The sequence below is a fragment of the Microbacterium sp. p3-SID336 genome (assembly GCF_025143365.1).
GTDB lineage: Bacteria > Actinomycetota > Actinomycetes > Actinomycetales > Microbacteriaceae > Microbacterium.
In genome coordinates this window covers 15,517-40,977 of the sequence record NZ_JALXPE010000012.1, presented here as the reverse complement: position 1 = coordinate 40,977, position 25,461 = coordinate 15,517, and the positions used below count along the sequence as shown (strand labels likewise).

Annotated in this window: 23 protein-coding genes; 16 read left to right on the top strand and 7 right to left on the bottom strand. The window is 70.6% G+C overall.

Annotated elements, in window-relative coordinates; genetic code table 11:
* Positions 1–212 precede the first annotated feature (212 nt).
* From M3C17_RS05190 to M3C17_RS05155, 8 genes are all read left to right on the top strand, one after another.
* Positions 213–1,304, top strand: coding sequence for an ROK family protein (locus M3C17_RS05190; RefSeq protein WP_259976583.1), 1,092 nt, complete (start codon positions 213–215; stop codon positions 1,302–1,304).
* Positions 1,301–3,139, top strand: coding sequence for a class I mannose-6-phosphate isomerase (locus M3C17_RS05185; protein ID WP_259976582.1), 1,839 nt, complete (start codon positions 1,301–1,303; stop codon positions 3,137–3,139). Before M3C17_RS05190 ends, M3C17_RS05185 begins: the two co-directional genes overlap by 4 nt.
* Positions 3,140–3,263: 124 nt before the next feature.
* Positions 3,264–4,535, top strand: a complete 1,272-nt coding sequence (locus M3C17_RS05180) for an ABC transporter substrate-binding protein (RefSeq protein ID WP_259976581.1) — start codon at positions 3,264–3,266, stop codon at positions 4,533–4,535.
* Between the two features lie 8 nt (positions 4,536–4,543).
* On the top strand, positions 4,544–5,419 hold the full coding sequence (locus tag M3C17_RS05175) for a carbohydrate ABC transporter permease (RefSeq protein WP_259976580.1): 876 nt from the start codon (positions 4,544–4,546) through the stop codon (positions 5,417–5,419).
* Entirely contained in the window at positions 5,419–6,231 is an 813-nt protein-coding gene (locus M3C17_RS05170) for a carbohydrate ABC transporter permease (protein WP_259976579.1), read from the top strand. Before M3C17_RS05175 ends, M3C17_RS05170 begins: the two co-directional genes overlap by 1 nt.
* Positions 6,232–6,254: 23 nt before the next feature.
* Complete coding sequence (locus M3C17_RS05165) at positions 6,255–8,375, top strand: hypothetical protein (protein WP_259976578.1); 2,121 nt, start codon at positions 6,255–6,257, stop codon at positions 8,373–8,375.
* Between the two features lie 213 nt (positions 8,376–8,588).
* Positions 8,589–9,764, top strand: a complete 1,176-nt coding sequence (locus tag M3C17_RS05160; RefSeq protein ID WP_259976577.1) for a DUF4185 domain-containing protein — start codon at positions 8,589–8,591, stop codon at positions 9,762–9,764.
* A complete protein-coding gene (locus M3C17_RS05155; RefSeq protein WP_259976576.1) occupies positions 9,761–10,669 on the top strand; it encodes an SGNH/GDSL hydrolase family protein in 909 nt (302 codons plus the stop codon). Before M3C17_RS05160 ends, M3C17_RS05155 begins: the two co-directional genes overlap by 4 nt.
* A gap of 106 nt (positions 10,670–10,775) precedes the next feature.
* Here M3C17_RS05155 and M3C17_RS05150 read toward each other — a convergent pair whose 3' ends face one another.
* The gene (locus tag M3C17_RS05150; protein ID WP_259976575.1) at positions 10,776–11,225 is read right to left on the bottom strand and encodes a VOC family protein; all 450 of its coding nucleotides are present in this window, start codon (positions 11,223–11,225) and stop codon (positions 10,776–10,778) included.
* A 98-nt stretch (positions 11,226–11,323) separates the two neighbouring features.
* Between M3C17_RS05150 and M3C17_RS05145 the strand changes: the two genes are divergently transcribed.
* The 5 genes from M3C17_RS05145 to M3C17_RS05125 all read left to right on the top strand — a co-directional run bounded on the left by M3C17_RS05145 (position 11,324) and on the right by M3C17_RS05125 (position 15,785).
* A complete protein-coding gene (locus M3C17_RS05145; RefSeq protein ID WP_259976574.1) occupies positions 11,324–12,289 on the top strand; it encodes a YafY family protein in 966 nt (321 codons plus the stop codon).
* 254 nt (positions 12,290–12,543) lie between these two features.
* Positions 12,544–12,807 carry a type II toxin-antitoxin system Phd/YefM family antitoxin gene (locus M3C17_RS05140; RefSeq protein ID WP_259976573.1) on the top strand — a complete coding sequence of 88 codons (264 nt, stop codon included), beginning with the start codon at positions 12,544–12,546 and terminating at the stop codon, positions 12,805–12,807.
* The gene (locus tag M3C17_RS05135; protein ID WP_259976572.1) at positions 12,804–13,283 is read left to right on the top strand and encodes a type II toxin-antitoxin system VapC family toxin; all 480 of its coding nucleotides are present in this window, start codon (positions 12,804–12,806) and stop codon (positions 13,281–13,283) included. The genes M3C17_RS05140 and M3C17_RS05135 overlap by 4 nt, the downstream gene beginning before the upstream one ends.
* 34 nt (positions 13,284–13,317) lie before the next feature.
* Positions 13,318–15,648: a phosphoribosylformylglycinamidine synthase subunit PurL gene (gene purL, locus M3C17_RS05130; protein WP_259976571.1), complete on the top strand. Its 2,331-nt coding sequence runs from the start codon at positions 13,318–13,320 to the stop codon at positions 15,646–15,648.
* Entirely contained in the window at positions 15,645–15,785 is a 141-nt protein-coding gene (locus M3C17_RS05125) for a hypothetical protein (RefSeq protein ID WP_259976570.1), read from the top strand. The genes purL and M3C17_RS05125 overlap by 4 nt, the downstream gene beginning before the upstream one ends.
* A gap of 396 nt (positions 15,786–16,181) precedes the next feature.
* On the opposite strand, the gene M3C17_RS05120 is transcribed toward M3C17_RS05125, so the two are convergent.
* Positions 16,182–16,757: a TetR/AcrR family transcriptional regulator gene (locus M3C17_RS05120; RefSeq protein ID WP_259976569.1), complete on the bottom strand. Its 576-nt coding sequence runs from the start codon at positions 16,755–16,757 to the stop codon at positions 16,182–16,184.
* Between the two features lie 68 nt (positions 16,758–16,825).
* On the opposite strand from M3C17_RS05120, the gene M3C17_RS05115 reads away from it, so the two are divergent.
* The 3 genes from M3C17_RS05115 to M3C17_RS05105 all read left to right on the top strand — a co-directional run bounded on the left by M3C17_RS05115 (position 16,826) and on the right by M3C17_RS05105 (position 21,049).
* A complete protein-coding gene (locus tag M3C17_RS05115; RefSeq protein WP_259976568.1) occupies positions 16,826–19,378 on the top strand; it encodes an MMPL family transporter in 2,553 nt (850 codons plus the stop codon).
* A gap of 754 nt (positions 19,379–20,132) precedes the next feature.
* Positions 20,133–20,483, top strand: a complete 351-nt coding sequence (locus M3C17_RS05110; protein WP_259976567.1) for a TraR/DksA C4-type zinc finger protein — start codon at positions 20,133–20,135, stop codon at positions 20,481–20,483.
* A gap of 128 nt (positions 20,484–20,611) precedes the next feature.
* Positions 20,612–21,049 (top strand): VOC family protein, encoded by a 438-nt coding sequence (locus tag M3C17_RS05105; protein WP_259976566.1) that lies wholly within the window; start codon positions 20,612–20,614, stop codon positions 21,047–21,049.
* Here the strand turns inward: M3C17_RS05105 and M3C17_RS05100 are convergent.
* Genes M3C17_RS05100 through phnD form a run of 5 tightly spaced genes read right to left on the bottom strand, consistent with a single transcriptional unit; the run spans position 21,036 to position 25,461 of the window.
* Positions 21,036–22,007, bottom strand: a complete 972-nt coding sequence (locus tag M3C17_RS05100) for a TetR/AcrR family transcriptional regulator (RefSeq protein WP_259976617.1) — start codon at positions 22,005–22,007, stop codon at positions 21,036–21,038. The two genes, M3C17_RS05105 and M3C17_RS05100, sit on opposite strands and share 14 nt — an antisense overlap.
* Entirely contained in the window at positions 22,007–22,774 is a 768-nt protein-coding gene (locus M3C17_RS05095) for a tyrosine-protein phosphatase (RefSeq protein ID WP_259976565.1), read from the bottom strand. The genes M3C17_RS05100 and M3C17_RS05095 overlap by 1 nt, the downstream gene beginning before the upstream one ends.
* Complete coding sequence (phnE, locus tag M3C17_RS05090; protein ID WP_259976564.1) at positions 22,771–23,619, bottom strand: phosphonate ABC transporter, permease protein PhnE; 849 nt, start codon at positions 23,617–23,619, stop codon at positions 22,771–22,773. The genes M3C17_RS05095 and phnE overlap by 4 nt, the downstream gene beginning before the upstream one ends.
* On the bottom strand, positions 23,603–24,520 hold the full coding sequence (gene phnC / locus M3C17_RS05085; protein ID WP_259976563.1) for a phosphonate ABC transporter ATP-binding protein: 918 nt from the start codon (positions 24,518–24,520) through the stop codon (positions 23,603–23,605). Before phnC ends, phnE begins: the two co-directional genes overlap by 17 nt.
* A complete protein-coding gene (gene phnD / locus M3C17_RS05080) occupies positions 24,517–25,461 on the bottom strand; it encodes a phosphate/phosphite/phosphonate ABC transporter substrate-binding protein (RefSeq protein WP_259976562.1) in 945 nt (314 codons plus the stop codon). Before phnD ends, phnC begins: the two co-directional genes overlap by 4 nt.

The following is a 25,461-nucleotide window of genomic DNA, read 5'->3' as shown; positions in this document are numbered from 1 at the left end:
CCGGACGCCGCGCGGCGCGTCGAGGCGCTGATGTGGCTCCGCAGCGTCCGCTGAACCCGGGCCGGGGCGAACGCGCTGCTCGGCGCGCGGTCCGCGGTCCCCTGCGCCGTTCGAGCGCGGCCCGCGATCCGCGCGAGCGGGAGGAACTAGAGCATGTTGACACCCCGCAGTCCCGTTGATAACGTTACCAATCAGTCGAGCGAGGAGGACCGATGGAGCTGTGCATCGATTTCGGGGGCACCGAGATCAAGCTCGCCGTGATCGACGGCCGCAGCATCCTCGCCTCCAGCCGGCTCCCCGTGCGGGGCGCCGCCTCCGACCTCGCCGACGCCGCGGTCGACGCGCATCGGCTGCTCACCGAGATCGGACGGGATGCTGACGCGGTCGGCATCGCCGTCCCCGGTGTGGTCGACCCCGCGACCAGTCGCATGCGGCACGCGAACGCCAAGTACGACTTCCTCCGCGACTTCGACCTGCGCACCTGGGCCCGCGCGGAGTTCGGGCTGCCCGCTGTCGTGGAGAACGACGCCAGGGCGGCCCTCCTGGGCGAGACCTCGACCGGCAGCGCCGCGGGCGAACGCGACGCCGTACTGGTCACCCTCGGCACGGGCATCGGGACCGCCGCGCTGATGGACGGCACTGCCCTGCGCGGTCGCACCGGCCACGCAGGGATCCTCGGCGGACACCTCACGGTCGACCTGGACGGCCCGACATGCCCGTGCGGCAACCTCGGCTGCGGCGAAGCCCTCGCCAGCACCCGTGCCTTGCCGCCCGGCATCACGATGGCGGAGGTCTTCACGACCGACGCCCACCCCGAGCTGCGCGCACGATTCCTGCACGTGTGGGGCGCCGTCGTCACCAGCCTCGTGCACTCCTACGATCCGTCCGTGGTGATCCTCTCCGGGGGCATCCTGCGCGCGGGCGACGCGATCGCCGAGCCGATCGAGGAGTACGTGCACGCCCACCGGTGGCCGTCGCTCACCCCGCCGCGCTTCATCGTGCCGCCCGAGCCCGATCTCTCCGTCGCCCGGGGTCTCAGCGCCCTCGCCCGCACCGCGCTCCCGGCCGAACCCGGTTCCGTCACCAGCGCGCTTGCCATCCCCGACGCATCCGCCACCGCACCCGCACCCGCCGCCGCGCCCGCACCCGCCACCGCACCCGCCGCCGCACCCGCCGCCGCACCCGCGCCCGCCGACGCACCTACACCCGCGGACGCACCCGCACCGTCCGCGCGCCCCACCACTCCCGCCGCACCAGCGGCCGACGCCCGAGCCACCACCCTTTCCGCACAGGAGGACCAGTGACCACGCCGATCAGCGACATGCACGAAGGGCACACGACCCGAGGTCGCTACGACACCCAGCCGACCGTGGCACTGCCGCCGGGCGAGCGGATCCTCCGTGGCGCCGAAGGCTGGTCAGCCGCGGCGGAGCTCGCCGAGGCGTGCGCACGGGTGACCGGAACGGCCCCCGTGCTCCTGGTCGACACGTACCCCGGCGTGGACGTGCCCGCTCTCACCGCACAGGTGCGGACGGCGCTGCCGGGCTGGACGATCCAGGATGTCGAGACGGCGGCCCGCCCGGTCGCCGAGGTCGAGGAGCTGATCGCCCCGAACCTCACGGATGACCGGGTCTTCGGCGTGATGAGCCACTTCACGCTGAGCGACTTCTACGACGGCGCGAAGCTCGACGCCCTCGCGGCGGCGATCGGCGAGACCCCCACGGTCGTGATCGGCTGGGGCGCGGCACTCCTCACCCCGCGACTGCCCGGCTCCGCCGCCACGGTGCTGGTCGACATGGCGCGCTGGGAGATCCAGCTGCGGCAGCGGAAGGGCGCGACGAACTGGCGCGCCGACAACCCGGGCGAGGACAACCTCCGCAAGTACAAGCGCGGCTTCTTCGTGGAGTGGCGCGTCGCCGACCGGCACAAGCGCAACCTGTTCGACACGGTCGACTTCGTGCTCGACGGCAATGCGATCGCCCCCGCCGAGCCGCACCCGGACTCGCCCGAGGCGGGCATGATCAGCGGCGCCGCGTTCCGCCAGGCGCTGCAGGATGCGGCGGCCCGCCCGTTCCGCGTGGTGCCGTTCTTCGACCCCGGCGTGTGGGGTGGCCAGTGGATGAAGAACCTCATCGGTCTCGATCCGTCGAAGGACAACTACGCCTGGTGCTTCGACTGCGTGCCGGAGGAGAACTCGCTGCTGCTGGAGGGCGAGGGCGGCGTGCTGGAGCTCCCAGCGCTCGACCTGGTCTTCTCGCGGCCTGTCGAGCTGCTCGGCGCGAAGACCTTCTCGCGCTTCGGGGCCGAGTTCCCGATCCGCTTCGACTTCCTCGACACGATGGACGGCGGCAACCTGAGCCTGCAGGTGCACCCGCTGACGGACTACATCCAGAACACGTTCGGCATGCACTACACGCAGGACGAGAGCTACTACATGCTCGACGCCGGCGACGACGCGGTCGTGTACCTCGGCACGAAGGAGGGCATCGACCCCGCCGAGATGCTGCAGGACCTCGCGACCGCGCAGGACGGCGAGCACCCGTTCCCCGCCGAGAAGTACGTCAACTCCTTCCCCGCGCGCAAGCACGACCACTTCCTGATCCCGGCGGGCACCGTGCACGCGTCCGGCTCCAACTCGATGGTCCTGGAGATCTCGGCGACGCCGTTCATCTTCACCTTCAAGCTCTGGGACTGGGGCCGCGTCGGCCTGGACGGCATCCCGCGCCCGGTGCACCTCGACCACGGCGCCCGCAACATCCAGTGGGACCGCGACAGCACCTGGGTGGTGGAGAACCTGGTCGATCAGGTCGAGACGATCCGCAGCGACGACGCGGTGACCGAGGAGCGCACCGGTCTGCACGCCCTGGAGTTCATCGAGGTCCGCCGGCATTGGTTCGCCGACGCAGCCGACCATGACACCGACGGCACGGTCAACGTGCTGAACCTGGTGGAGGGCGACGAGGTGCGGGTGGTCAGCCCGACCGGCGCCTTCGACCCCTTCGTGATCCACTACGCCGAGACGTTCATCGTGCCTGCCGCGGTGGGCGCCTACCGGATCGAGCGCACGGAGCAGTCGCGCAGCGCCCGGTTCGCGACCGTCAAGGCCTTCGTGCGCGGCACAGGCACGAGCGACAACTGAACACCGACACGCAGCACCATCCAGAGGGATCCCGACCCGGGAATCCCTTGCACCGCAGTCATCACCTCGGTATCGTGAGACCAGATTTCTGGTAACGATACCAATACGAACAAGGGAGTTCTGAATGATTTCGCGACGCACGATCGCCGCCGCCGCGGCCGGTCTCCTCCTCGGCAGCCTGGCCCTCGCCGGGTGCTCCAGCGACTCCGGAGGCGGGGACGACGGGGGAGAGGTCACCGGCACGCTCGACTTCTACACAGACAAGGCGGCGTGGAAGCCGGACTTCGAGTCCCTCAACGAGGTCAGCGGCGAAGCCGTCGACATCACCCTCAAGACCACCGGCTACTCGGACGCCAACCAGTACGACGCCTTCATCAAGCAGTCGTTCCGCACCGACAAGTCGCCCGGCCTCTTCACCTGGCACACCGGCGACTCGCTCAAGCAGCTCGTGGACGAGGGCCTGGTCGCCGAGACCACCGACATCTGGTCGAAGGCGGTCGACGAGGGCTGGGTGAGCGAAGACCTCCGCGACAGCTACACGTTCGACGGCAAGCAGTACTGCGTGCCCATGAACATCGCGTACTGGATCATGTTCTACAACAAGGCCGCCTTCGCCGACAACGGCGTCGAGGTCCCCACCACGTGGGACGAGCTGAACACCGCGGCCGAGACCCTCAAGAGCGCGGGCGTCACGCCGTACTACCAGACCAGCGTGCTGTTCACCTTCCAGTGGTTCCAGCACCTCGTCGCCTCGACCGACCCGGAGCTGTACGCCGGGCTCACCACCGGCGACGTGAAGTACACCGACCCCGAGATCGTCGACATCATGAACGTCTGGCTCGAGGAGCAGGAGAACGGCTGGTTCAGCGACGCGGGCAGCACCACCGACCCCGCGGTCGGCCTCAAGCAGGGCGACTACGCCATGATCAACTTCGGCACGTTCTTCGCCGGCAACCTCGAAGGCGCCGGCATGACCGCCGACGACTACGGCATGTTCGCCATCCCGGCCGTGAACGGCGACCTCGACACCACCCCGGTGGCCGTCGAGTCGGGCCCGATCTGCACCGCCGAGAACTCGAAGCAGCGCGACCTCGGTCTCGCCTACGCCGAGTGGTGGATGTCCCCCGAGGCCCAGACCGCGTGGAACGAGGCGCACGGCGACGTGGCCTTCAACCCGAAGGCCGAGGTCTCCGACCCCGCTCTGGCCGAGCTCGGCGAGCAGATCGCCGGCGAGGACTACTCGCTCTACGACCGGTTCTTCGAGGCCATGCCCACGGAGATCGTGACCACCGCGATCGAGCAGTTCGGCGCGTTCAACGCCAACCCGGGCGACCCGATGCCGTTCCTGGAGAAGATCCAGGCCACCGCCGACAAGTACTGGGCAGAGCAGGAGTAAGCGGGCGGATGGCGCATCAGAAGACGCCGTACCAGTGGTCCGCCCGGGGCTTCATCGCCCCGGGCGTGATCCTGGTGGCGGTCCTGCTCTACCTTCCGCTGCTGTGGACGGTGTTCCTCAGCTTCACGAAGTACAACGGCCTCGGCAGCCCCGACTGGATCGGGCTCGACAACTACGTCGAGATGTTCACCGACGCCGACTTCGTGGGCTCTGCGATGAACACCGTGCTCTGGGTCATCGGCACCCTGATCATCCCGGTCGGCATCGGTCTGGCGATCGCGCTGCTCACCTGGAACCTCGGCGGGGGCATCTGGCTGCGCCTCCCCTTCCTCATCCCCTACGCCCTCTCCGGCATCGGCGTCGGCGTGGTGTGGTCGTTCATCCTCTCCTCCGGCGGGGCGCTCGACCAGGCCCTCGCGGCGTTCGGGGTGACCGACCCGCCGCGGTGGCTCCTCGACGCGCCGCTCAACACCGTGGTGATGATCATCGCCTCGTCGTGGCAGGGCGTCGGCGTGAACGCACTGCTGTTCACGATCGGGCTGCAGGCCATCCCGAAGGAGCCGCTGGAGGCCGCGCGCATCGACGGCGCCGGCGGCATCCGCCTCTTCACCAGCATCCTGTGGCCCATGCTGCGCCCGCTCACGGCCGTGGTCGTCGGACTCTCCATCGTCGCGAGCCTGAAGACCTTCGACATCGTGTGGGGCATGACCAAGGGCGGACCGGGCACCGTGTCGGAGACCCTCGCGCTCACCATGTACAAGGAGACGTTCGTGAACAGCGACTACGGGCTCGGCTCGGCGATCGCGGTGTTCCTCACCGTCATCACCCTGATCGCCTCGGTGCTGTACCTGCGTCAGCAGCTGTCCCCGAAGAAGGAGATGTGATGGCCAAGATCATCCGGACGAGCATCCTCGTCATCCTCGGGATCGTGTGGCTGCTGCCCGCCTACCTGCTCGTCGTGAACGCCATGAAGGACCCGACGACCTTCACCTCGAAGGAGTCGTGGCTGCCCACCGACTTCCACCTGTTCGAGAACTTCGCGCAGGCGTTCGAGCTGTCCGGCCTCGGCGACAGCATCCTGAGCACCCTCATCTACTCGGTCGTGTCGCCCGCGATCGCCGTGGTCGTGGGCGCCGCCGCCGGCTTCGCGATCGTGGCGCTGCGGCTGAAGCGGGGCTTCCTGTGGTTCGTCGTGATCTTCGGCGGGACCGTGTTCCCGCTGCAGATGGTGCTGCTGCCGCTGTTCGACGCATACTCGCGCATCGGCCTGTTCGACACCCGCGTGGGCATGGTCATCATCTACACCGCGATCTCCATCCCGTTCTCGGCGTTCGTGATGCGGAACTTCTTCACCGGCGTCGCGCACAACGTGTTCGAGGCCGCGGTGCTCGACGGCGCCACCACCTGGCGCATCTTCAGCCGGATGTACCTGCCGATGGCGTCGAGCGCCCTGGTCGCGATCTTCATCCTGCAGGCCACGTTCGTGTGGAACGATCTGCTGCTCGGCCTCACGCTCAGCCAGTCCGACGACATCCGCCCCATCATCACGACGCTCTCCGGCATGCAGAGCACCTACGGCGGCGCGCAGATGTCGGTCGTGCTCGCCGCGGCCGTGCTGGTGTCCCTGCCCACCGTCATCCTGTTCCTCTGCACGCAGCGGTTCTTCGCCAAGGGCCTCGCCCTCGGACAGTACTGACCCACCCGCCCGCGAAAGGCATCATGCATCCGCTCATCCCCACCGTCGAGGATCTCGCCGCCGATGCGGTCACCCACCACTACGACGACATGATCGCGCCCACGGGCCTCACGAACATGCTCGGCACGGTGCGGGTCGACCACGACCTCACCGCGCTCAGCGCCGTGCAGTTCCCGCCCGTGTCGCAGGGGCTCACGCAGACCGCCATGCTGTTCGTCGACGGCCGGCTGTTCGCGTCGTACGGCGTTCCCGTCACGCACGAGTGGCGGCCGGACCGAGTGGTGCGTCGCGCGACCCTCGGCGAGCTCGAGCTCGAGACCACGACCGTGTGCGCACCGGGCAAGACCGCGGTGGCGATCGACATCGTGGTGCGGAACCTCGGAGCAGCGGAGCGCGAAGTGCGGATCGGGCTCTCGGCCGCGGCCCGCGTCACCCGGTCGGCCGAGGCGTGGCTCGACGCCGAGTCTCCGTCCGAGCGCGACACCGCGACGGTCGACGGCGAGCGCCTCGTGTTCGGGTCGGCCGACGGCGCGGCCTGGAGCGTGCAAGGGCTCACCGGGGGTTCCGCGGCGCTGAGCGGTGTCGCCGAGCTGCCCGACGCGTTCGACACGGGCATCGGCGGCAACGGTCGCGGCGGAGAGCTCACGGCCGTGCTGACCGTGCCGGCCGAGGGCTCCGCGCGCACCGGTTTCGTGCAGGCCATCGGGCTGAGCGAGGCGGAGGCACGCGCCACGTGGGACGCGGTGTCGGCGGACGTGCCGGGGGCCGTGGCCGCCGCAGAGGAGTTCTGGAACCGGCAGCTGCACGCCGCGTTCGACCCCGACGACGACGAGTTCTCCGGCGCGCTGCCCGTGCTCGACACGGCCTCCGTCCCGCTGCGACGCCTCTACTGGTGGGCGGCCCTGGGCGTGGTCTGGTTCCGCCGCGACTTCGCCGGGAACGTGCTCGGGCGGTCGTACGACACGCTGATGCCGAACTACTGGGGCACCACCACGTTCATCTGGGACTACAGCCTCAGCGCCGTCAGCCACGCGCTGCTCGACCCCGCGGAGATGCGCAACCAGGTGCGGCACTGGATCTCCCTCGACATCCACTCGCATTTCGGCACGTCCTCGCTCACGGGGGGCCCGGTGGGCCGCTGGTACTCCGTGAACGACTACGCGATGACCCGGCTCGTGCACGACTACGTGCGCTTCACGGGCGATGTGGCTTTCCTCGACGAACTCGTGGGCGACCAGACCGTCGCGGCCTCCGTGCGCCAGTGGGCGACCGCCTGGCAGGAGCTGCGCCGCGACACCGCGCTGGCCGACTACGGCGAGATCGACAACCTGCTGGAGTGCGTCAGCTCGTACACGCACGAGGTGGCGAGCCTCAACGCCGCGAACGTGTGGAGCATGCGCACGGCCGCCGAGCTCGCGGCGCTCCAGGGCGACGAGACCGCGGCGAGCGCGCTGCGCTCCGAGGCCGACGCGCTGCTGCCGGCCGTGATCGAGCGCTACCTGCCGGGGACCGGGGTCTTCGCCGCCGGGCAGCCCGACGGGACGCTGCTGCCCGTGCGGCACTGCTACGACTTCAGCATCGTCGGCACGACCATCGCCGACGACCTGGCGCCGGGGATCCGCGCCGAGATGGTGGACTTCTTCCAGCGCGAGCTGCAGACCGACAACTGGATGCGGGCGCTCTCGCCCTGGGACCCCGACGCGAGCTACAGCCCGCGACCCGACCATCAGTGGAACGGCGCCTACCCCGCGTGGCCCGCCGACGCCGGTCGCGCGCTCGCGGCGCTCGGGGCACCCGAGGTGCTGACCACGTGGGTCGAAGGACTCTCCCGCACCGCGAACCAGGGTCCCATGGGGCAGGCGCACTTCGTGGAGGAGGCCGTGCCGGGCATCAACGGCGGCGCGCGCAAGGCCCCACCACAGCTGCCGTACATCATCGACTGGGCGTGCTCCTCGTCTGGCGCCTGGATCGAGCTCGTGATCGAGGCCCTGTTCGGGGTGTCGGTCGCGGCCGACGGCACGGTGCGCGCGGCGGGGTGCGTCGCAGCGCTCGACCCGCACGCCGTGCTCCGCGGCCTGCGGGTGGGCGGCCGCAGCTACGACATCGACGCCGCGGGGAGCATCACCGACACCCCCGGGCGCTGACCCCCTCCGGCGACACGAGCAGGACCGGCACGACGCAGGACCGACACGACGCAGGACCCGGCACGACGCAGGACCGACACGACGCAGAACGAGACGACACAGGGCGATCCGAGCAGGACGACCCGACACGAGACCGACACGACACGAGAGCACCACCCGAGACGACGCAGGACCCGGCACGACGCAGGACCCGAACACGAAGGAGTGATCGACATGAAACGACGCACGATCGCGGCGGGACTCGCCGCGGCAGCACTGGGGGCGGGCGCGCTGTTCGCCGCCCCGGCCACCGCGGCCGTCCCGGCGGGCGGCGCCAACGGCAACGGCTCCGGAGCAGGACGGTGCTCCCTGGTGGACAAGACGCTGACCGCCACCGCCACCGTGAACCAGGACCTGACGGACACCTTCACCACCTACGGCGACACGGGCGGCGAGTGGACCGGAGGCGACAGCACGTACTCCCTCCCGCTCGGCAAGGGGAAGACCGGATGGTTCTTCTCCGACACGTTCCTCGGCACGGTGAACCCGGACGGCTCGCGGCCCACCGACTCGCCCTTCGTGAACAACTCCGTGGTCGTGCAGGACCGCCAGGGCGACCTCACCACCATCACCGGCGGCACCCCTGAGGACCCCGCCGGCATCATCCCGCCCGAGCCCGATGGAAAGTGGTACTGGATCGGCGATCCGACCCCCGGCCGCGACGGCACCGTGCAGGTGCCGCTGCTGCAGTTCGCGCGCACCGGCACCGGCCAGTGGGACTTCGCCTGGACCGCGAACCGGTTGGCGACGCTCGACGGGCAGACCCTGCAGCTGGAGTCGATCGACGACCTCCCCTCCGCGACCGGCATCAACTGGGGCTCGTGGACCCTGGAGGAGCGCGGCACCACCTACGTCTACGGCATTGCCGACCCGGGCGGGGTGCGCTCCGCCTATGTCGCCCGGGTGCAGGACCGCGACGGCCTCAAGGGCACCTGGACGTACTGGAACGGCTCGGGCTGGTCGGCCGCCGAGACCGACGCGGTGCCGGTGGTGCCGTACGTCGCGAACGAGTTCAGCGTGGCGCCGTTCCGCGACGGCTACCTGCTCGTCACGCAGGACACGTCGGAGCTGTTCAGCACGCGCATCGTCGCCCGCATGTCCTGCTCGCCGGTCGGCCCGTTCACCGACCCGGTCGAGCTGTACCGCACACCGGAGACGGGAGCCCTGGGCAGCTACGGCGACCCGGACGTGTTCACCTACAACGCGCACGAGCACCCCAACCTGCGCCAGGGCAACCGCCTCCTGGTGTCGTACAACGTGAACACGTTCGACAACGTGGGCGACGTGTACGACGACGCCTCGATCTACCGTCCGCGGTTCATCGACGTGCAGCTCAAGGTCACCGGATGACGGACGACCGCGCGGCGCTCCGGGGGCTGCTGGCCTCCGGGGCGCCGCTCACCTGGGTGTGCACGGGCGACTCGATCACGCACGGCCTCATCCACACCCGCGGGGCCAGGAACTACGTCGACCACCTGCACGAGCTGATCCGCGGCGACCTCGGCCGCATACAGGACACGGTGATCAACACGGCCATCACGGGGTGGCGCGCCGACCTGATCCTGGACGACTTCGAGCGCCGCGTGACCCGGTGGCAGCCGGACGTGGTGACACTGCTGATCGGGACGAACGACTGCACCACGCAGTGGCTCGACCCCGTGATCGAGGTGCCGGCGTTCGCGCAATCGATCACGGAGTTCGTGCGGCGGGTGCGAGCACTCGGAGCCGTTCCGGTGCTGCAGACGCCGCCGCCGGCCGACCTGGCGCACGCCCCGGACCGCGCGCGCCTGGGGGAGTTCGCGCAGGCCGTTCGGGACGTGGCGGCGCGTGACGACGCGGTGCTGATCGACCAGCACGCCGCGTTCAGTGCCTTCTCCGCAGGCACCGGCCCCGGCAACGAGGGGGTGCCGTGGGGCCTGCTCGACGACGCGTTCCACCCGAGCGCCGCCGGGCACGCGCTGCTCGCGCTGAACCTCGCCGAGGGACTGGGGCTCGGGCTCGCGGAGGATTCGGGGCTCGCCGAAGGCCCTGGTCCCGCCGCGCGCCTGGATCCCGACGCGGACTCGGGGTTGGACGAGGACCTGAGTCCGCACGCCCCGCGCACCCCGGACCGAGGCCTTGCCACCGCACCGAGGCTCGCCGCGGGCCCGGGGCTCGGCGTCGGCGACGAGGCGGACGTGCCGGACTCCCGCGTACTGACCGACCTGCGCGCGAGGGTCGCGGTCGCCCGGCACCCCCAGTGGCCCCCGGTGTGACGCCTGCGCGTGCACAACTCAGGAGAACCCGTTCCGCGTAGCCCGGAATCCGCCGTTTCCGGGCTTCGCACGGAGTCACTCCTGAGTTGTGCACGCCGCTCCCGGGTCAGGCGGCGACGTCGACGACCCAGGTCACGCCGAACCGGTCGGTCAGCATGCCGAAGCCCGCCGACCAGGCCGATGCAGCGAGCGGCTCCACGACGGTCGCCCCCTCGGCGAGCCGGTCCCACGACTCCTGCGCCTCGTCGAGCGAGCTCGCCCGCAGCGACTGGAAGAACGTGCGGTCGGTGACGGTGGTGCCGTGCTCGCGCGTGGTCGCTCCCGCGGTGGCGGCGGGGTCGGGGTCATCCTGGCCGGGGATGTCGTAGGCCATCAGCCGCACCGGGCCGTCGAGCTGCCCGAACACGATCTTGTCGAAACCGGGCGCCCCCTCCGGCAGTCCGAACTGTCCGTAGGTCGCGAGCGTGACCTCGCCGCCGAACACGGACCGGTAGAAGTCGAGCGCCTGACGCGCCGTGCCGCGGAAGTTCAAATGAGTGGTGGTGGTGAGAGTCATGGTGTCCTCCGAGATGTGGCCCGCCGTTCGGACCGTATGACCCCACTCTCACAGCGGTAGAGGACAACTTCGGTCCTCTTCTCGCACACAATGGAGCCATGACCGGAAGCTCCTCCCGCATGCTCGCGCTGCTGTCCCTGCTGCAGGCGAGGCGCGACTGGCCGGGCGGGGAGCTCGCCGACCGCCTCGGCATCACGCCCCGGACGGTGCGCCGTGACGTCGACCGGCTGCGCGAGCTCGGCTACCGCATCGGGTCGAGCAAGGGCCCGTACGGCGGCTACCGCCTCGAGGCGGGGTCGGAGCTGCCGCCGCTGCTGTTCGACGACGATCAGGCCGTCGCGATCGCGGTGGCCCTGCAGAGCGCGAGCGCGAGCGGGGTCGAGGTCACCGAGGAGGCGCAGCGCGCGCTCGCGACCGTGCGCCAGGTGATGCCGTCGCGCCTCCGGCACCGCGTCGACGGGATCCGCTTCACCGGAGCACCGGCCGAGGTCCGCGTGGACCCCGCCGTGCTGGAGGCGGTGAGCGCGGCCGTGCGCGACCGGAAGGTGCTGCGCTTCGACTACGGCCCTGCCCTGGACCGCCCGCCCCGGCGCACGGAACCCCACGCCGTCGTGGCGCGCGAGGGACGCTGGTACCTGCTGGCGTGGGACGTCGACGCGGCCGACTGGCGCACGTATCGCCTCGACCGCCTGCAGCCCCGCGTTCCCGTCGGGCCGTCGTTCACGCCGCGCGAGCTGCCCGCCGCGGACGCGCAGACCTACCTCGCCGCCCGCGCCAAGGGCTCGACGACGGAGGACCGCTGGCCGTGCACGGGCGAGGTGGACCTCGCGCTGCCCGCACGAGAGGTGGCGCCGTGGGTCGGCGACGGCGAGGTGGTGGGACTGTCGGATGACTCGTGCCGCGTCACGGTCGGCTCCTGGTCGTGGGTCGGCGTGCTCGCTGCGGTCACCCGGTTCGACGCGCCGTTCGCGGTCGTGGGACCGGCGGAGCTGCGGGAGGCCGCGGCCGTGCTCGCGGGGCGCTTCGCCGCGGCGGGTACAGGGGTAGCCGACTCCTCCTCCTGATTCCGCAGCCCCTGCGAGCTTTCCCAGATCGCGGAAGAATGCGGTGGACCTCACGACCACACGCCCCGCCGTTCGCTTGAATGGCCAGACGACGGACGATCGGTCTCGACACGACCGGTTCGGCCGCCGGCTCCGTGATCGTCGGCATCACCGCGGGGAGAGGGGCCGTGGTCGACCGAGGTTTCCGATCGACCCCACGCCAGGTTCGCCGGTCGAATCTAGTACTTCTAGTACTCACTCCGTAGACTCGAAGGATGGGGACAGTGACGAAGACCGAGCTCAATCAGCAGACGGCCAAGGTACTGGCGCGGGTCACCGCGGGTGAGCATCTGACGGTGACCGATCGAGGCCGACCGATCGCCGAGCTGTCTCCGCCAGCGGAGACCGAGTGGACGCGATTGATCGCCAGCGGACGCGTGACACTTCCGACGAGAACAGGCGCACTCGCCCACGCCCCCGTGCCCGACACCGTCCCCACGGCTGAGACCCTGAACGAGATCCGCGCGGATCGACTGTGATCTTCCTCGACACGTCCGCGGCCGTGAAAGCACTCATCGACGAGGCGGAGAGCGCCGCCGTGCTCCACCTGTTCGCCGACGGCACCGAGTTCGTGGCGTCCCGGCTTCTCGCCGTCGAGCTGCATGCCGTGGCGGATCGACGCTCCCTCCGCCATGAGCGGGTCGACGATCTCCTCTCGCACATCTCCCTCGTCTCACTCGATGACGAGACGATGATCCGCGCGATCGACCTCCACTCGGGCCTGCGCGCGATGGACGCCCTCCACCTCGCGACGGCGATCCGGCTGAAAGACACGATCTCCGCGGTCCTCACCTACGATCAGGAGCTTGCGGAGGCCGCGCGCCAGAGCGGCCTCCCGGTCTCGTCCCCGTCGTGGGCCCGAGCACCTTCTCTCATCCCGCCTCGGCTCGACGCATCACCGCCTGCGGTCCCCAGCCCCGCCGGAGAGGCACCCTCACCCGCGCCGGTAGACTGAAGACGCCCCGCTGGCCCCTTCCCTTGGAGTGCGCGTGACCACCGCCCCTGCCTCTTCCCCCCAGCACGTCCCCGACTCCGTCGAGAACGCGATCGCGACCCCCGAGAAGGAGCAGCCGTACGGCGCCCTCGGCCTCAAGGACGACGAGTACGCGCGCATCAAGGAGATCCTCGGCCGCCGCCCCACCTCGGGCGAGCTGGCGATGTACTCGGTGATGTGGTCGGAGCACTGCTCGTACAAGTCGAGCAAGAACTACCTGCGCCGCTTCGGCCAGAAGGTCTCCGACGAGATGAAGGAACGCCTCATGGTCGGCATGGGCCAGAACGCGGGCGTCATCGACGTCGGTGAGGGCTGGGCCGTCACGTTCAAGGCGGAGTCGCACAACCATCCGTCGTTCATCGAACCGTTCCAGGGCGCGGCAACGGGTGTCGGCGGCATCGTCCGCGACATCATCTCGATGGGCGCCCGTCCCGTCGCCGTCATGGACGCGCTGCGCTTCGGCGCGATCGACCACCCGGACACCGCCCGCGTCGTGCACGGCGTCACGAGCGGCATCAGCTTCTACGGCAACTGCCTGGGCCTGCCGAACATCGGCGGCGAGACCGTCTTCGACAGCGTCTACCAGGCGAACCCGCTCGTCAACGCACTCGCGGTGGGTGTGCTCCGTCACGAAGACCTCAAGCTCGCCAACGCGACAGGCGTGGGCAACAAGGTCGTGCTGTTCGGCGCCCGCACGGGCGGCGACGGCATCGGCGGTGCGAGCATCCTGGCGTCCGACTCGTTCGACTCGACCGGCCCGACCAAGCGCCCCGCGGTGCAGGTGGGCGACCCGTTCGCCGAGAAGGTGCTGATCGAGTGCTGCCTGGAGCTGTACCGCGGCGAGCTGGTCGAGGCGATCCAGGACCTCGGCGCCGCGGGCATCTCCTGCGCGACGAGCGAGCTCGCCGCGAACGGCAACAGCGGCATGCACGTCTCGCTCGACAACGTGCTGCTGCGCGACCCCACGCTCACGGCCGAGGAGATCCTCATGTCGGAGTCGCAGGAGCGCATGATGGCGATCGTCGCGCCCGAGAAGCTCGACGCGTTCCTGAAGGTCGTCGAGAAGTGGGAGGTCGAGACCTCCGTGCTCGGCGAGGTCACCGGCGACGGCCGCCTCATCATCGACTGGCAGGGCGAGCGGATCGTCGACGTCGACCCGTCCACCGTCGCGGTCGACGGACCCGTCTACGACCGTCCCGTCGCCTACCCGACCTGGATCGACGCGCTGCAGGCCGACGCCGCGGAGAACCTGCCCCGCGCGAACGACCCGGAGACCCTGCGCGAGCAGTTCCTGGCGCTCGTCGCGAGCCCGAACCTCGCCGACACCCGCTGGATCACCAACCAGTACGACTACTACGTGCTCGGCAACACCGCCCTGAGCTTCCCGGACGACGCCGGCATGATCCGCGTGGACGAGGAGTCCGGCCTCGGATTCTCGATCGCGACCGACGCGAACGGCCGCTACTGCCAGCTCGACCCGTACGCGGGCGCGCAGCTCGCACTGGCCGAGGCCTACCGCAACGTCGCCGTCACGGGCGCCGTGCCCACCGCGATCACCGACTGCCTGAACTTCGGCTCGCCCGAGAACCCCGAGGTCATGTGGCAGTTCGGCCAGACGGTCGACGGCCTCGCCGACGGCTGCTACGAGCTCGGCACTCCGGTCACGGGCGGCAACGTCTCCTTCTACAACCAGACCGGCGACGTGCCGATCCACCCGACCCCGCTCGTGGGTGTGCTCGGCATCATCGACGACGTGTCCCGCCGCATCCCCTCCGGGTGGCAGGACGAGGGTCAGAACATCTACCTGCTCGGCACCACGCAGACCGAGCTGTCCGGTTCCGCCTGGGCCGAGGTCGTGCACCAGCACCTCGGCGGCCGTCCTCCGAAGGTCGACCTGGCCGGCGAGAAGCGTCTGGCCGGGCTGCTGGCCGCGGCCCGCGACGAGTGGCTGATCTCCTCCGCGCACGACCTGTCCGAGGGCGGGCTGGCGCAGGCCCTGGCCGAGGGCGTGATGCGGTTCGGCGTCGGCGCCCGCGTGTGGCTGACCGAGCTCATGGAGCGCGACGAAGTGGATGCGGCTACGGCCCTGTTCTCCGAGTCGACCGGCCGGGTGCTCGTGACGGTGCCCCGCGAGGACGACGTGAAGTTCCGCGGGCTGTGCGAGGGGCGCGGCTACCCGGTCCTGCGCATCGGCGTGACCGACAGCGAGCCGCAGCTCGAGGTGCAGGACGTGTTCACCGTGTCGGCGGCCGAGCTGCGCGAGCGCTCGCAGGCCACGCTGCCGTCGTACTTCGGCCCGACCGTGACCGAGCAGGTGAACGCATGAGCGACGGACTCAGCGAGGACTACGGCGACCTCGGCGAGAAGCGCAACCGGCGTATGCGGATCGTCGCGTGGACCGTGATCATCGCGCTGATCCTCGGCGGCGGCGGCGCGACCGTGCTCACGCTCCTCCTCGGCTGAGGTCGCAGCCCCGCGCTCGCGTCGCTGCCTTGCGCTCGCGTCGCAGCCTTGCGCTCGCGTCGCTGCCTTGCGCTCGCGTCGCTGCCTTGCGCTCGCGTCGCAGCCTTGCGCTCGCGTCGCAGCCTTGCGCTCGCGTCGCAGCCTTGCGCTCGCGTCGCAGCCTCGCGCTCGCGTCGCAGTGATTCCACGAACGCGTGCGACGTCGCGCAGAAACTGCGACCCCCCGCGCGACGCCACGCTCGCGACCCCCGCTCCCGAGCCCGCGCTGACCGCGCTCACGCTCCACTCAGCACTGGCGTCGCAGATTCGACCCCACGGCGCAGGGATTTCCCGAACGCGTGTGGCCTCGCGCAGAAACTGCGCCGTCGTGCGACCTCCCGCGGAACCGCAGAACAGCTAGCGGGCGAACAGGAAGCGGGTCAGCGCGACGACCGAGCTGGGGTCGTGCGATCCCCGGCCGAGGGATTCCACGATGATCGCGCCGAGGATCGCCCGGCCGAGCTGCTCCACGGGGGCTTCTTCCGGCAGCTGACCGTCGCGGATGCCGCCGCGCAGCCGCTCGGACAGGTACTTCTCCACTCCCAGGCTCTCGCCGAGGTGCACGCCCACCGAGGCGTCCTCGGTGGCGGCGGCCACGAGCGAGCGCAGCAGCACGCCACCCTGCGGCTCCTCCAGGATCGAGAGCACGCTGCGCAGCCACGTCTCGACGTCGGCGGCGAGGTCTCCGGTGTCGGGCACGACGAAGTCGACGGGGATGAGCCGCCCCTCAGCCAGGCACTCGCCGATCAGCGCGCCGCGGGACGGCCACCAGCGGTAGATGGTCTGCTTGCCGACGCCGGCCTCCTTGGCGATTCCCTCGATCGTGAGTCGGTCGTAGCCGTGGTTGTGGAAGAGCCGGGCGGTCGCCTCGAGGATCGCCTCACGGGCCGCGGTACTGCGCACGGGGCCGCTCCGGTGGTGCTCGTTCGCCATCCGTTCAGGATAGCCACAGAACCCTAGACGAGACGTGCCGTATGCTCTTTTCGTCTGAAGGAGATCACGTGGCTTCACTGCTGTTCCGTCTGGGTTCGTTCGCTGCACGCAAGGCGTGGACGGTGATCGTCTCCTGGATCGTGATCCTCGGCCTCGGCGTCGGCGCCTTCCTCGCGCTCGGCGGCACGCTGAGCAACAGCTTCGACATCCCGGGCACGGCCTCAGGAGCCGTCACCGACCAGCTCGCGAAGAAGCTGCCGGACACCGCGGGCGGCACCGGCACCGTCGTCTACCGCACCGAGGACGGCGAGCCCTTCACCGACGAGCAGAAGCAGCAGATCTCCGACCTCGCCGCGAGCGCGGAGGATCTCGACGGCGTCGCCTCCGTGGTCGACCCGTTCGACGCACAGCAGCAGCAGGCCGCACAGGCGCAGCAGCTCGCCGACGGACAGGCGCAGCTCGACAGCGGCCGCGCGCAGCTCGACGCCGGACAGGCTCAGCTCGACGCGGGTCGCACGCAGCTGCAGAGCGGCCTGGATCAGCTCACGGCTGCCAGGGCTCAGGCCGAGGCCGCCGGAGCGCCCGCCGCGCAGACCGCAGCCCTCGACGCACAGCTCGCGGAGCTGAACGCCCAGCTCGCGCAGCTCGAGGCGCAGCAGGCCACGATCGACGCGAACCGCGCGGAACTCGACGCGAATGCGACCCAGGTCGAGCAGGGCGCGACGCTCCTCGACCTCGCGGACGGCATCGGCGTGGTCTCCGAGGACGGCTCCACCGCCATCGTCAACATCTCCTTCACCGACCCGCGGCTGGAGCTGTCCGAAGAGGTGAAGCAGGGCGCGATCGCTCACTTCGAAGACGAGCCGATCGACGGGGTGACGGTCGACTTCGGCACGGACATCGCCCAGGGCGTACCGGAGATCTTCGGCGTGGGCGAGGCGATCGGCCTCGCGTTCGCCGCGGTCGTGCTCATCGTGATGCTCGGGTCGCTGATCGGCGCCGCGCTCCCGATCATCACGGCCGTGGTCGGCGTGGGCGTCGGCGTGACCTCGTCCCTCGCGTTCTCGGGGGTCGTCGACATGGCGTCGGTCACCCCCGTCCTCGGCGTGATGCTCGGGCTCGCGGTCGGCATCGACTACTCGCTCTTCATCGTGAACAGGCACCGCAAGCAGCTGCTCGCGGGCTCGCCCGTGCGGGAGTCGATCGGGCTCGCCACGGGCACCTCGGGCACCGCCGTCGTGTTCGCCGGCACGACCGTGATCGTGGCGCTGCTCGCCCTGAACGTGACGGGGGTTCCGTTCCTCGGGCTCATGGGCACGGTCGGCGCGGTGTGCGTGGCGGTCGCCGTGCTCGTCGCCGTCACGCTCGCCCCGGCGATCCTCGGCCTCGTCGGCACCCGGCTGCTCGGCCGCAAGGCCCGCGCCACCATCGGCCAGGAGCATGCGGCGGGCAAGCCCGTGCGCCGCATGTCGACGCTGCGTGCCGTGGTCACCGCGGTCGTGAGCGTCGTCGCGCTGCTGATCATCGCGATTCCCTCGATGTCGATGCGTCTGGGGCTGCCGGACGGATCGAGCGAGCCGTCCGACTCCACGAGTTACCGGGCGTTCCAGGCCGTCGACGAGCAGTTCGGCGAGGGCGCGAACGGCCCGCTGCTGGTCACCGCCACGCTCGACGAGGCCGTGAGCGACGACGAGCTGCTCGCGACGCAGGTGACCGTGGCGGAGAAGATCGCGGAGCAGGACGACGTCGCCGCCGTCGCGCCCATCGCGACTTCGGACGACAACACTCTCCTGGCGTTCCAGGTGCTGCCGGAAGAGGGGCCGAACAGCGCCTCGACCGAGAAGCTCGTGCAGGACCTCCGCTCGCTGCCCGAGATCGACGGCGGCATCACCCTCGGCGTCGCCGGGCAGGCGGCGACCAACATCGACATCTCCGAGGCCCTCGCGGCCGTGCTGCCGCTGTACCTCGTGGTGGTCGTGGGACTGTCGCTGCTCATCATGATCGTGGTGTTCCGCTCGCTGCTCGTGCCGCTCATCGCGACCGGCGGCTTCGTGCTGTCGCTGTTCGCCACGTACGGCCTGATCGTCGCCGTGTTCCAGTGGGGCTGGGGCGCTGACCTGATCGGGCTGCACAGCACAGGGCCGATCCTGAGCTTCCTGCCCGTGATCCTCGTGGGAATCCTGTTCGGCCTCGCGATGGACTACCAGCTGTTCCTGGCATCGGGCATGCGCGAGGCGTACGTGCACGGCGCGTCCGCGCGGGACGCCGTGGCCCAGGGCTTCCGCGCCGGTCGCTCGGTCGTGATCGCCGCAGCGCTCATCATGGTGTCGGTGTTCGGCGGGTTCGTCTTCTCGGAGTCGACCATCATCCGCTCGATCGGCTTCGGGCTCGCGTTCGGCGTGCTGCTCGACGCGTTCGTGGTGCGGATGCTGCTGATGCCCGCGCTCATGCATCTGCTCGGCCGTTCGGCGTGGTGGCTGCCGCGGTGGCTCGACCGCATCATCCCGAACGTCGACATGGAAGGCGCCGCCCTGGAGCGCGACCACCCCGCCGTGCACACGGACGCCGTGCCCACGGTGCAGGCTCCGCGCACGCGCGCCGAGCGCCGCGCGCACGACTGATCCCGCGGGCGCCTCCCGGGGGGCGGCCGGCTCCCGAGCGGCGGCTCGCGGCGGCGGCTCGCGGCGGCGGCGGCTCGCGGGGGGCGGCTGCCCTCGGCTGAAGGAGATCTCGCGACTTGAAGGACGGAATCCCCTCACACCTCCTTCAGAACGAGAGATCTCCTTCACAACGAGGGGACAGCTGCGACTGATCCGTGCCGCACCTTCTCGCAGGCGTCCCCTCCCCAGTCCGCCTCTCCCACCTGGGCGGCTGCCCTCGACTGAAGGAGATCTCGCGACTTGAAGGACGGAATCCCCTCACACCTCCTTCAGAACGAGAGATCTCCTTCACAACGAGGGACAGCTGCGACTGATCCGTGCCGCACCTTCTCGCAGGCGTCCCATCCCCCAGTCCGCCACTCCCACCTGGGCGGCCGCCGCACGGAACGAAGGAGATCTCGCGACTCGAAGGACCAAGCCGGCTCCGACCTCCTTCAAGACGAGAGATCTCCTTCAGAACCGCGGTGCACCCGGCGCAGATGCGCGGCCGCGACGGCAAGCGACTCGGATTGGGGCTATGGCTTGGCCGCCGCCGGAATGGAAGGAGATCTCGCGATTCGAAGGACGAAACCGGCTCCGACCTCCTTCAATACGAGAGATCTCCTTCAGAACGGGGCGCCGACGCTGGCATGGTGCAGAACGAGGCGCCGGGGGTGATGTGGGTCGACTGATCCGAGCGAGCCCCGGTGTCGGTGGTCATGCCTAGAGTGAGGGGATGAGCGAGGACCCGCGGCGACTGCTGGAGCAGCTGCGCGCCGACGCGGAGGAGCGGGTGCGCGCGACCGCGGCCACGCTCGACGAGCTGACGCACGACCGCGAGGGTTCGAACGACGACGACGAGCACGACCCTGAGGGCGTCACGCTTTCGTCGGAGTGGTCACGGTTGACGGGGCTCGCCGAGGCCGCGGCCGCCGAACTGCGCCAGGTGGACGACGCGCTGGCGCGACTGGACGCCGGGACGTACGGCATCTGCGCGAACTGCGGGCGGCCGATCCCGGTCGGGCGGCTGGAGGTGCGGCCCTTCGCGGTGCACTGCGTCGCCTGCGCCGAGAAGCTCGGCCGCTGAGGCGACGCGCCGAGAAGCTCGTGCACTCATCGCCTGCGCGGAGAAGCTCGACCGCTGAAATCGGGCTCGACCGCCCTCCCTGCCGTCCGCGCCTGGTCACGCCTCCACCGCGCGAGTAGCATCGCGGGATGCCCATCGCCCTGGAGAACGTCGGGATCGCCGTGCGCGACCTGGAAGCCACCATCGCCTTCTTCACCGACCTCGGCCTGGAGGTGGTGGGCCGCGACGAGGTGAGCGGCGACTGGGCATCCACGGCGGTCGGTCTCGACGGCAACCACGCGAGGATCGCGGTGCTGCAGACGCCGGACGGCGGCGGCCAGCTGGAGCTGTTCGAGTACATCCACCCGGAGGCGATCGAGACGGAGCCGACCCTGCCGAACGAGATCGGCATGCACCGCGTGGCGTTCTCGGTCGACGACATCGACGAGTCCCTCGCGATCGCCGCCCGCCACGGATGCCTTCCCCTGCGCGGAGTCGCGAACTACCGCGACGTCTACAAACTCACCTATCTGCGTGGCCCGAGCGGCATCATCGTGATGCTCGCACAAGACCTCACGAAGCGCTGACCATGCCGCGCCAGATCACCGCGATCGCCGCGCGCAGCCGAGCGACGACCGCGGGGTCGCTGACCCGGTCTCCGCGCACCACGAGCTGGTAGTACGCGACACCGGCGATCGCGTCGAAGCAGGCCTCCACGTCGAGGTCGTCGCGCAGCTCGCCCCGCGCGATCCCGGCGCGGAGCGCATTCTGCAGGGGTACGCGTCGCCGCGCGACATGCGACTCCCAGTACGCCTTCTGCAGGGCCCGATCGGCCATGACGAGACGGATGCGCTGACGGAAACGCTCCTCGGAGTAGCCGGGCGCGGAGGGGGCGACGCCATCGGCCCCGAGCCCGAGGCCCGTGAGCAGCACCTCGTGGAGATCGGCATCGTCGGGATACTCGGGCGGCACCTCGCGGCCAACGTCGAGCGCCGCGGCGATCAGCGTCGTGAGGGACGGCCACCGGCGGTACAGCGCCGCACGGCTCACTCCACTGCGAGACACCACGCGGGACACGGTGACCTCCTCTCCCGCGTCGATCACCGCGAGCGTCGCGGCGACGATCTGCCGGTCCAGCTCATCGTCGCGGGGTCGGCCCGGCCGCCGTCGCACGGGCGCATCCACCACCCCGACCGCACCCGCCATGCCGGCTCCCGCCGTCCCGGCATCCCCGGTCGTCCCCGCCGCAGCCGCCGCATCCGCCACTCCGGCGGCGTCCACCGCCCCGGCATCCCCGACCGCACCCGCCGCCGTCCATCCCGCCGCTGCCGCCCCGACGGCATCCGCCACCTCCGCCGTCCGTCCAGCTGCGGCCGTCCCGACCTCAGCCACCTCCGCGGCCGCCCATCCGGTCGTACCAGCGGATCCAGCCGCGTCCGTCGCCCCCGCAGCCCCTGCCGCCCCGGTCGCACCAGCGGAGCCGACCGCCCGCGCGCCTCCGGGCGCATCCGCCGCCGTCGTCCCGGGCTCCGCCACCGCGGACATCACGCGGCGAGCGCCCGCTCGCGGAGCCGAGTGATCGTGGCGTCCGACAGTCCCGCGGCGCGCAGGGGGGCGAGGGGGTCACCGTGCTGAGCGCGCAGCGTGTCGAGCAGGCTCCGCATCGACACGTCCATCGATCCCTCCAGCAGTCCGGAGCTCTGCGCCACGGCGGCGGCATCGAAGCCGAGCGCCTTCCACATCGCGCCCATCACCGGCGCCGTCCGCGCCATGATCGCGACCATGTTGTCGCCCGTGCGGGCGTAGTCGGCGATGATGTCGTCGTCTGCCGCCCCCAAGGCGAGCAGCAGCATCGCCGCGAGCACGCCCGTCCGGTCGCGACCCGCGGCACAGTGGAACGCGGTCGCCCCCGGCGTGTACGCGATCACGTTCAGCGCGGTGACCAGCTGGGGTGCCGCCCCCTCGACCATCTGCAGGTACATGACCCCCATGGCCTCGTGCGTCAGCGCCGGCCGCTCGCGATCCATCGAGGCACCCACGTCCGCGATCAGCGGCAGGTGGTGATAGGCGATCGGCTGCGCACCCAGCGGCCCCCGGCCGGTGACCGACACTTCGAGCGGCGAGCGCAGGTCGATGATGGCCGTGAGGCCGCCGTCGACGAGCTGCCCGGCCACCTCCTCGGTGACGTACGCGAGGTCGTCCGTGCGGATGGCGAGGCCGTCCCGGAGCCGGCCGCCGTCGATCGGGATCCCGCCGAGGTCGCGCAGGTTGACGGGCGCGCTGCGGACGAGGGCCGTGTCGATGATGGTCATGTGATTCTCCTTCGGATGAGGGCGCTGCCCTGGTCGATCAGCGTGACGAGCACGATGATGCAGATGATGATGGCGCTGAGGTGCCCGTAGTCGTACATCCGCATCGCGGTGGTGAGCTCCAGGCCGATGCCGCCCGCGCCGACGAGGCCGAGGATCGTCGCACCGCGCACGTTCCCCTCGAACAGCAGCAGCGTGTAGGAGGTGAGCAGTGGTGCGGCCTGCGGCAGCACCCCGTACTGGATCACCTGCCGCTTCGACGCTCCGACGGCCTGCATGGCGACCACGGGTCCAGCATCGACCTGCTCCATCGCCTCGGCGAAGATCTTGCCGATCGAGCCGATGGAGCCGAGCGTCATCGCGAGGATGCCCGCGAACGGCCCCAGGCCCACCGCCGAGACGAACATGAGCGCGAAGACCAGGTCCGGCACCGACCGGATGATGTTCATGACCCACCGGGTCGGGTAGTAGAGCCACCGCGGGGCGAGTGTCGACGTCGCGCCGAAAGCCACGATCAGGGACAGCACGGCGCCCAGCACGGTGCCGACGACCGCCATCTGGAACGTCTCCAGCAGCAGCGCGAGGATGGTGCCGATCTTCGAGAAGTCAGGCGGGAACAGCCGCCCCAGGAACTCCCCCATGTTGACCGCGCCGTCGCCGAGCTTCACGAAGTCGAACCCGGCGCCGTTGAACGACCAGATCAGCAGCAGCGCCGCGACCGGAAGCCCGAGCAGGACGCGGGCGCGCGGCACCCGGAACGCGCTCTCCAGCCGTGCGCGCTCGGCGGGGTCGAGGACCGGGCGAGTGGGGGTGGCGCGGTCGGTGCGGGGCTCAGTGGTCGTCGTCATCGTCGCGCTCCTCGTCGGCGTACAGCGGCTGCAGTGCGGCGGCGTCGAGCTGCGAGGTCGCGCCGGACACGAGCAGCTCGCCGTGACGCAGGCCCACGATGCGGTCGCTGTGCGCGAGGGCGAGCGGCAGCACGTGCAGGCTCACGAGCACGGGGATGCCGTCCTGCGTGGCGATCTCGCGCAGCAGCTCGAGCACGGAGTCCGCGAGCTTCGGGTCGAGCGAGGCCACCGGCTCGTCCGCCAGGATCACCGACGGCTGCTGCATGAGCGCCCTGGCGATGGCCACGCGCTGCTGCTGACCGCCGGAGAGCGACCGCGCGGGAGCCGTCGCCTTGTGGCCGATGCCGACGCGGTCGAGGAGCTCCAGCGCGCGCGTGCGGTCCGCGCGGGAGAAGCCGCCCGCGAGGTTGAGCGGACCCGCGCCGTGCAACGCCCCGGTCAGCACGTTGGTGAGCACGCTCAGCCGCGGGATGAGGTTGAACTGCTGGAACACCTGTCCGACCTCGGAGCGCAGGGTGCGCAGCTCCCCGCGGGCCAGATTCGTGACGTCGTGTCCGGCCACGCGCACCGACCCGCCGGAGATCGGTGCGAACCCGGTGAGGCTGCGCATCAGGGTGGACTTGCCCGAGCCGGACGCCCCGAGCAGTGCCACCAGCTCGCCGGGGAACAGGTCGAGGTCCACACCGTCGAGCACGGTGGTGCCGTCGTAGGCGACCTTCAGTCCGCGGACGGTGACGAGGGGGAGCGCCTGCCGGAGCGCGGCCGTCGAGGTGCGTTCCGCGTCCGCAGAGCCACGGTCGGGCGTCCGCTGGTGCGCGGAGCCCGCACCGGAGGGACCGGCCGAGAAGGCACGGGTCGCCGGCACCCGCTCGGGGGCTGCCGGGCTCGACACCGTCGTCACTTCAGGTCCTTGAGCTCGACCCCGGCGACGGCCGCGATCTCCGCGAACGACTCGAAGGCGGAGCTCTTCGGGTCGACCGTCTGCGGTGCGGCCGCGAACGCGCCGTAGGCCCCGAGCCGCTCGGCGTTCTCCGGCGAGAACACCTCGGCGATGCCCTCCTGGATCAGGGTGCGGGTGTCGTCGTCGAGCGACTGGCGTCCGAGCACGGCACCCTGGATGTCCATCGCGGGACTCTCGCCGACGCCGCGCCACTCACCGTCGGCGAAGGGGAACATCGGCGCGCCGAGCTGCGTGAGCATGATGGCGGTGCAGGCCGCGTCGACCTGACCCTGCTGCAGTGCCGCGAAGCTGCCCTCGTGGCCGCCGGCGAAGATCGCCTCGTAGTCGGTCCCCTGCTCCAGGCCGGCCTCGTGCAGCATGTACACGGGCATGAAGTATCCCGAGCTGGATGCCTGGTCCGCGAAGGCCACGGTCTTCCCCTTCAGGTCTTCGAGCGACTGCACGGGCGAGTCCTCCAGCACCACGCAGGTCGAGACGGGGGCGCCGTCGCCCTCGAACGCGACGAGCGCGTCGACCTCGCCCGTGTTGACGGCGAGGGCCGACGGGAAGCCGCTCATGATGCCGATGTCGACATGATCGGCGCGGATGGCTTCGACCACGCTGAGGTAGTCGGGCACATCGGTGATCTCGACCTCGCGGCCCGTGGCCTCGGCGAGCAGCTCGGCGAAGACCTCGACGGGGTTCTCGGCGGTGGGGTCGTCGCCCACGGGGATGGTGGCGACGGTGAGGGGCGCGTCGGGGTCGGCGGGGGCAGCCTCGGCGGTCGGGCTCTGGCATCCGGTGAGGGCGAGGGCGGCCACGCCCAGGAGGCCGACGGCGGGCAGGGTGAAGCGACGCATGATGACCTTTCGGGAGGTGAAGCCCCGGGATTCCGAGACCAT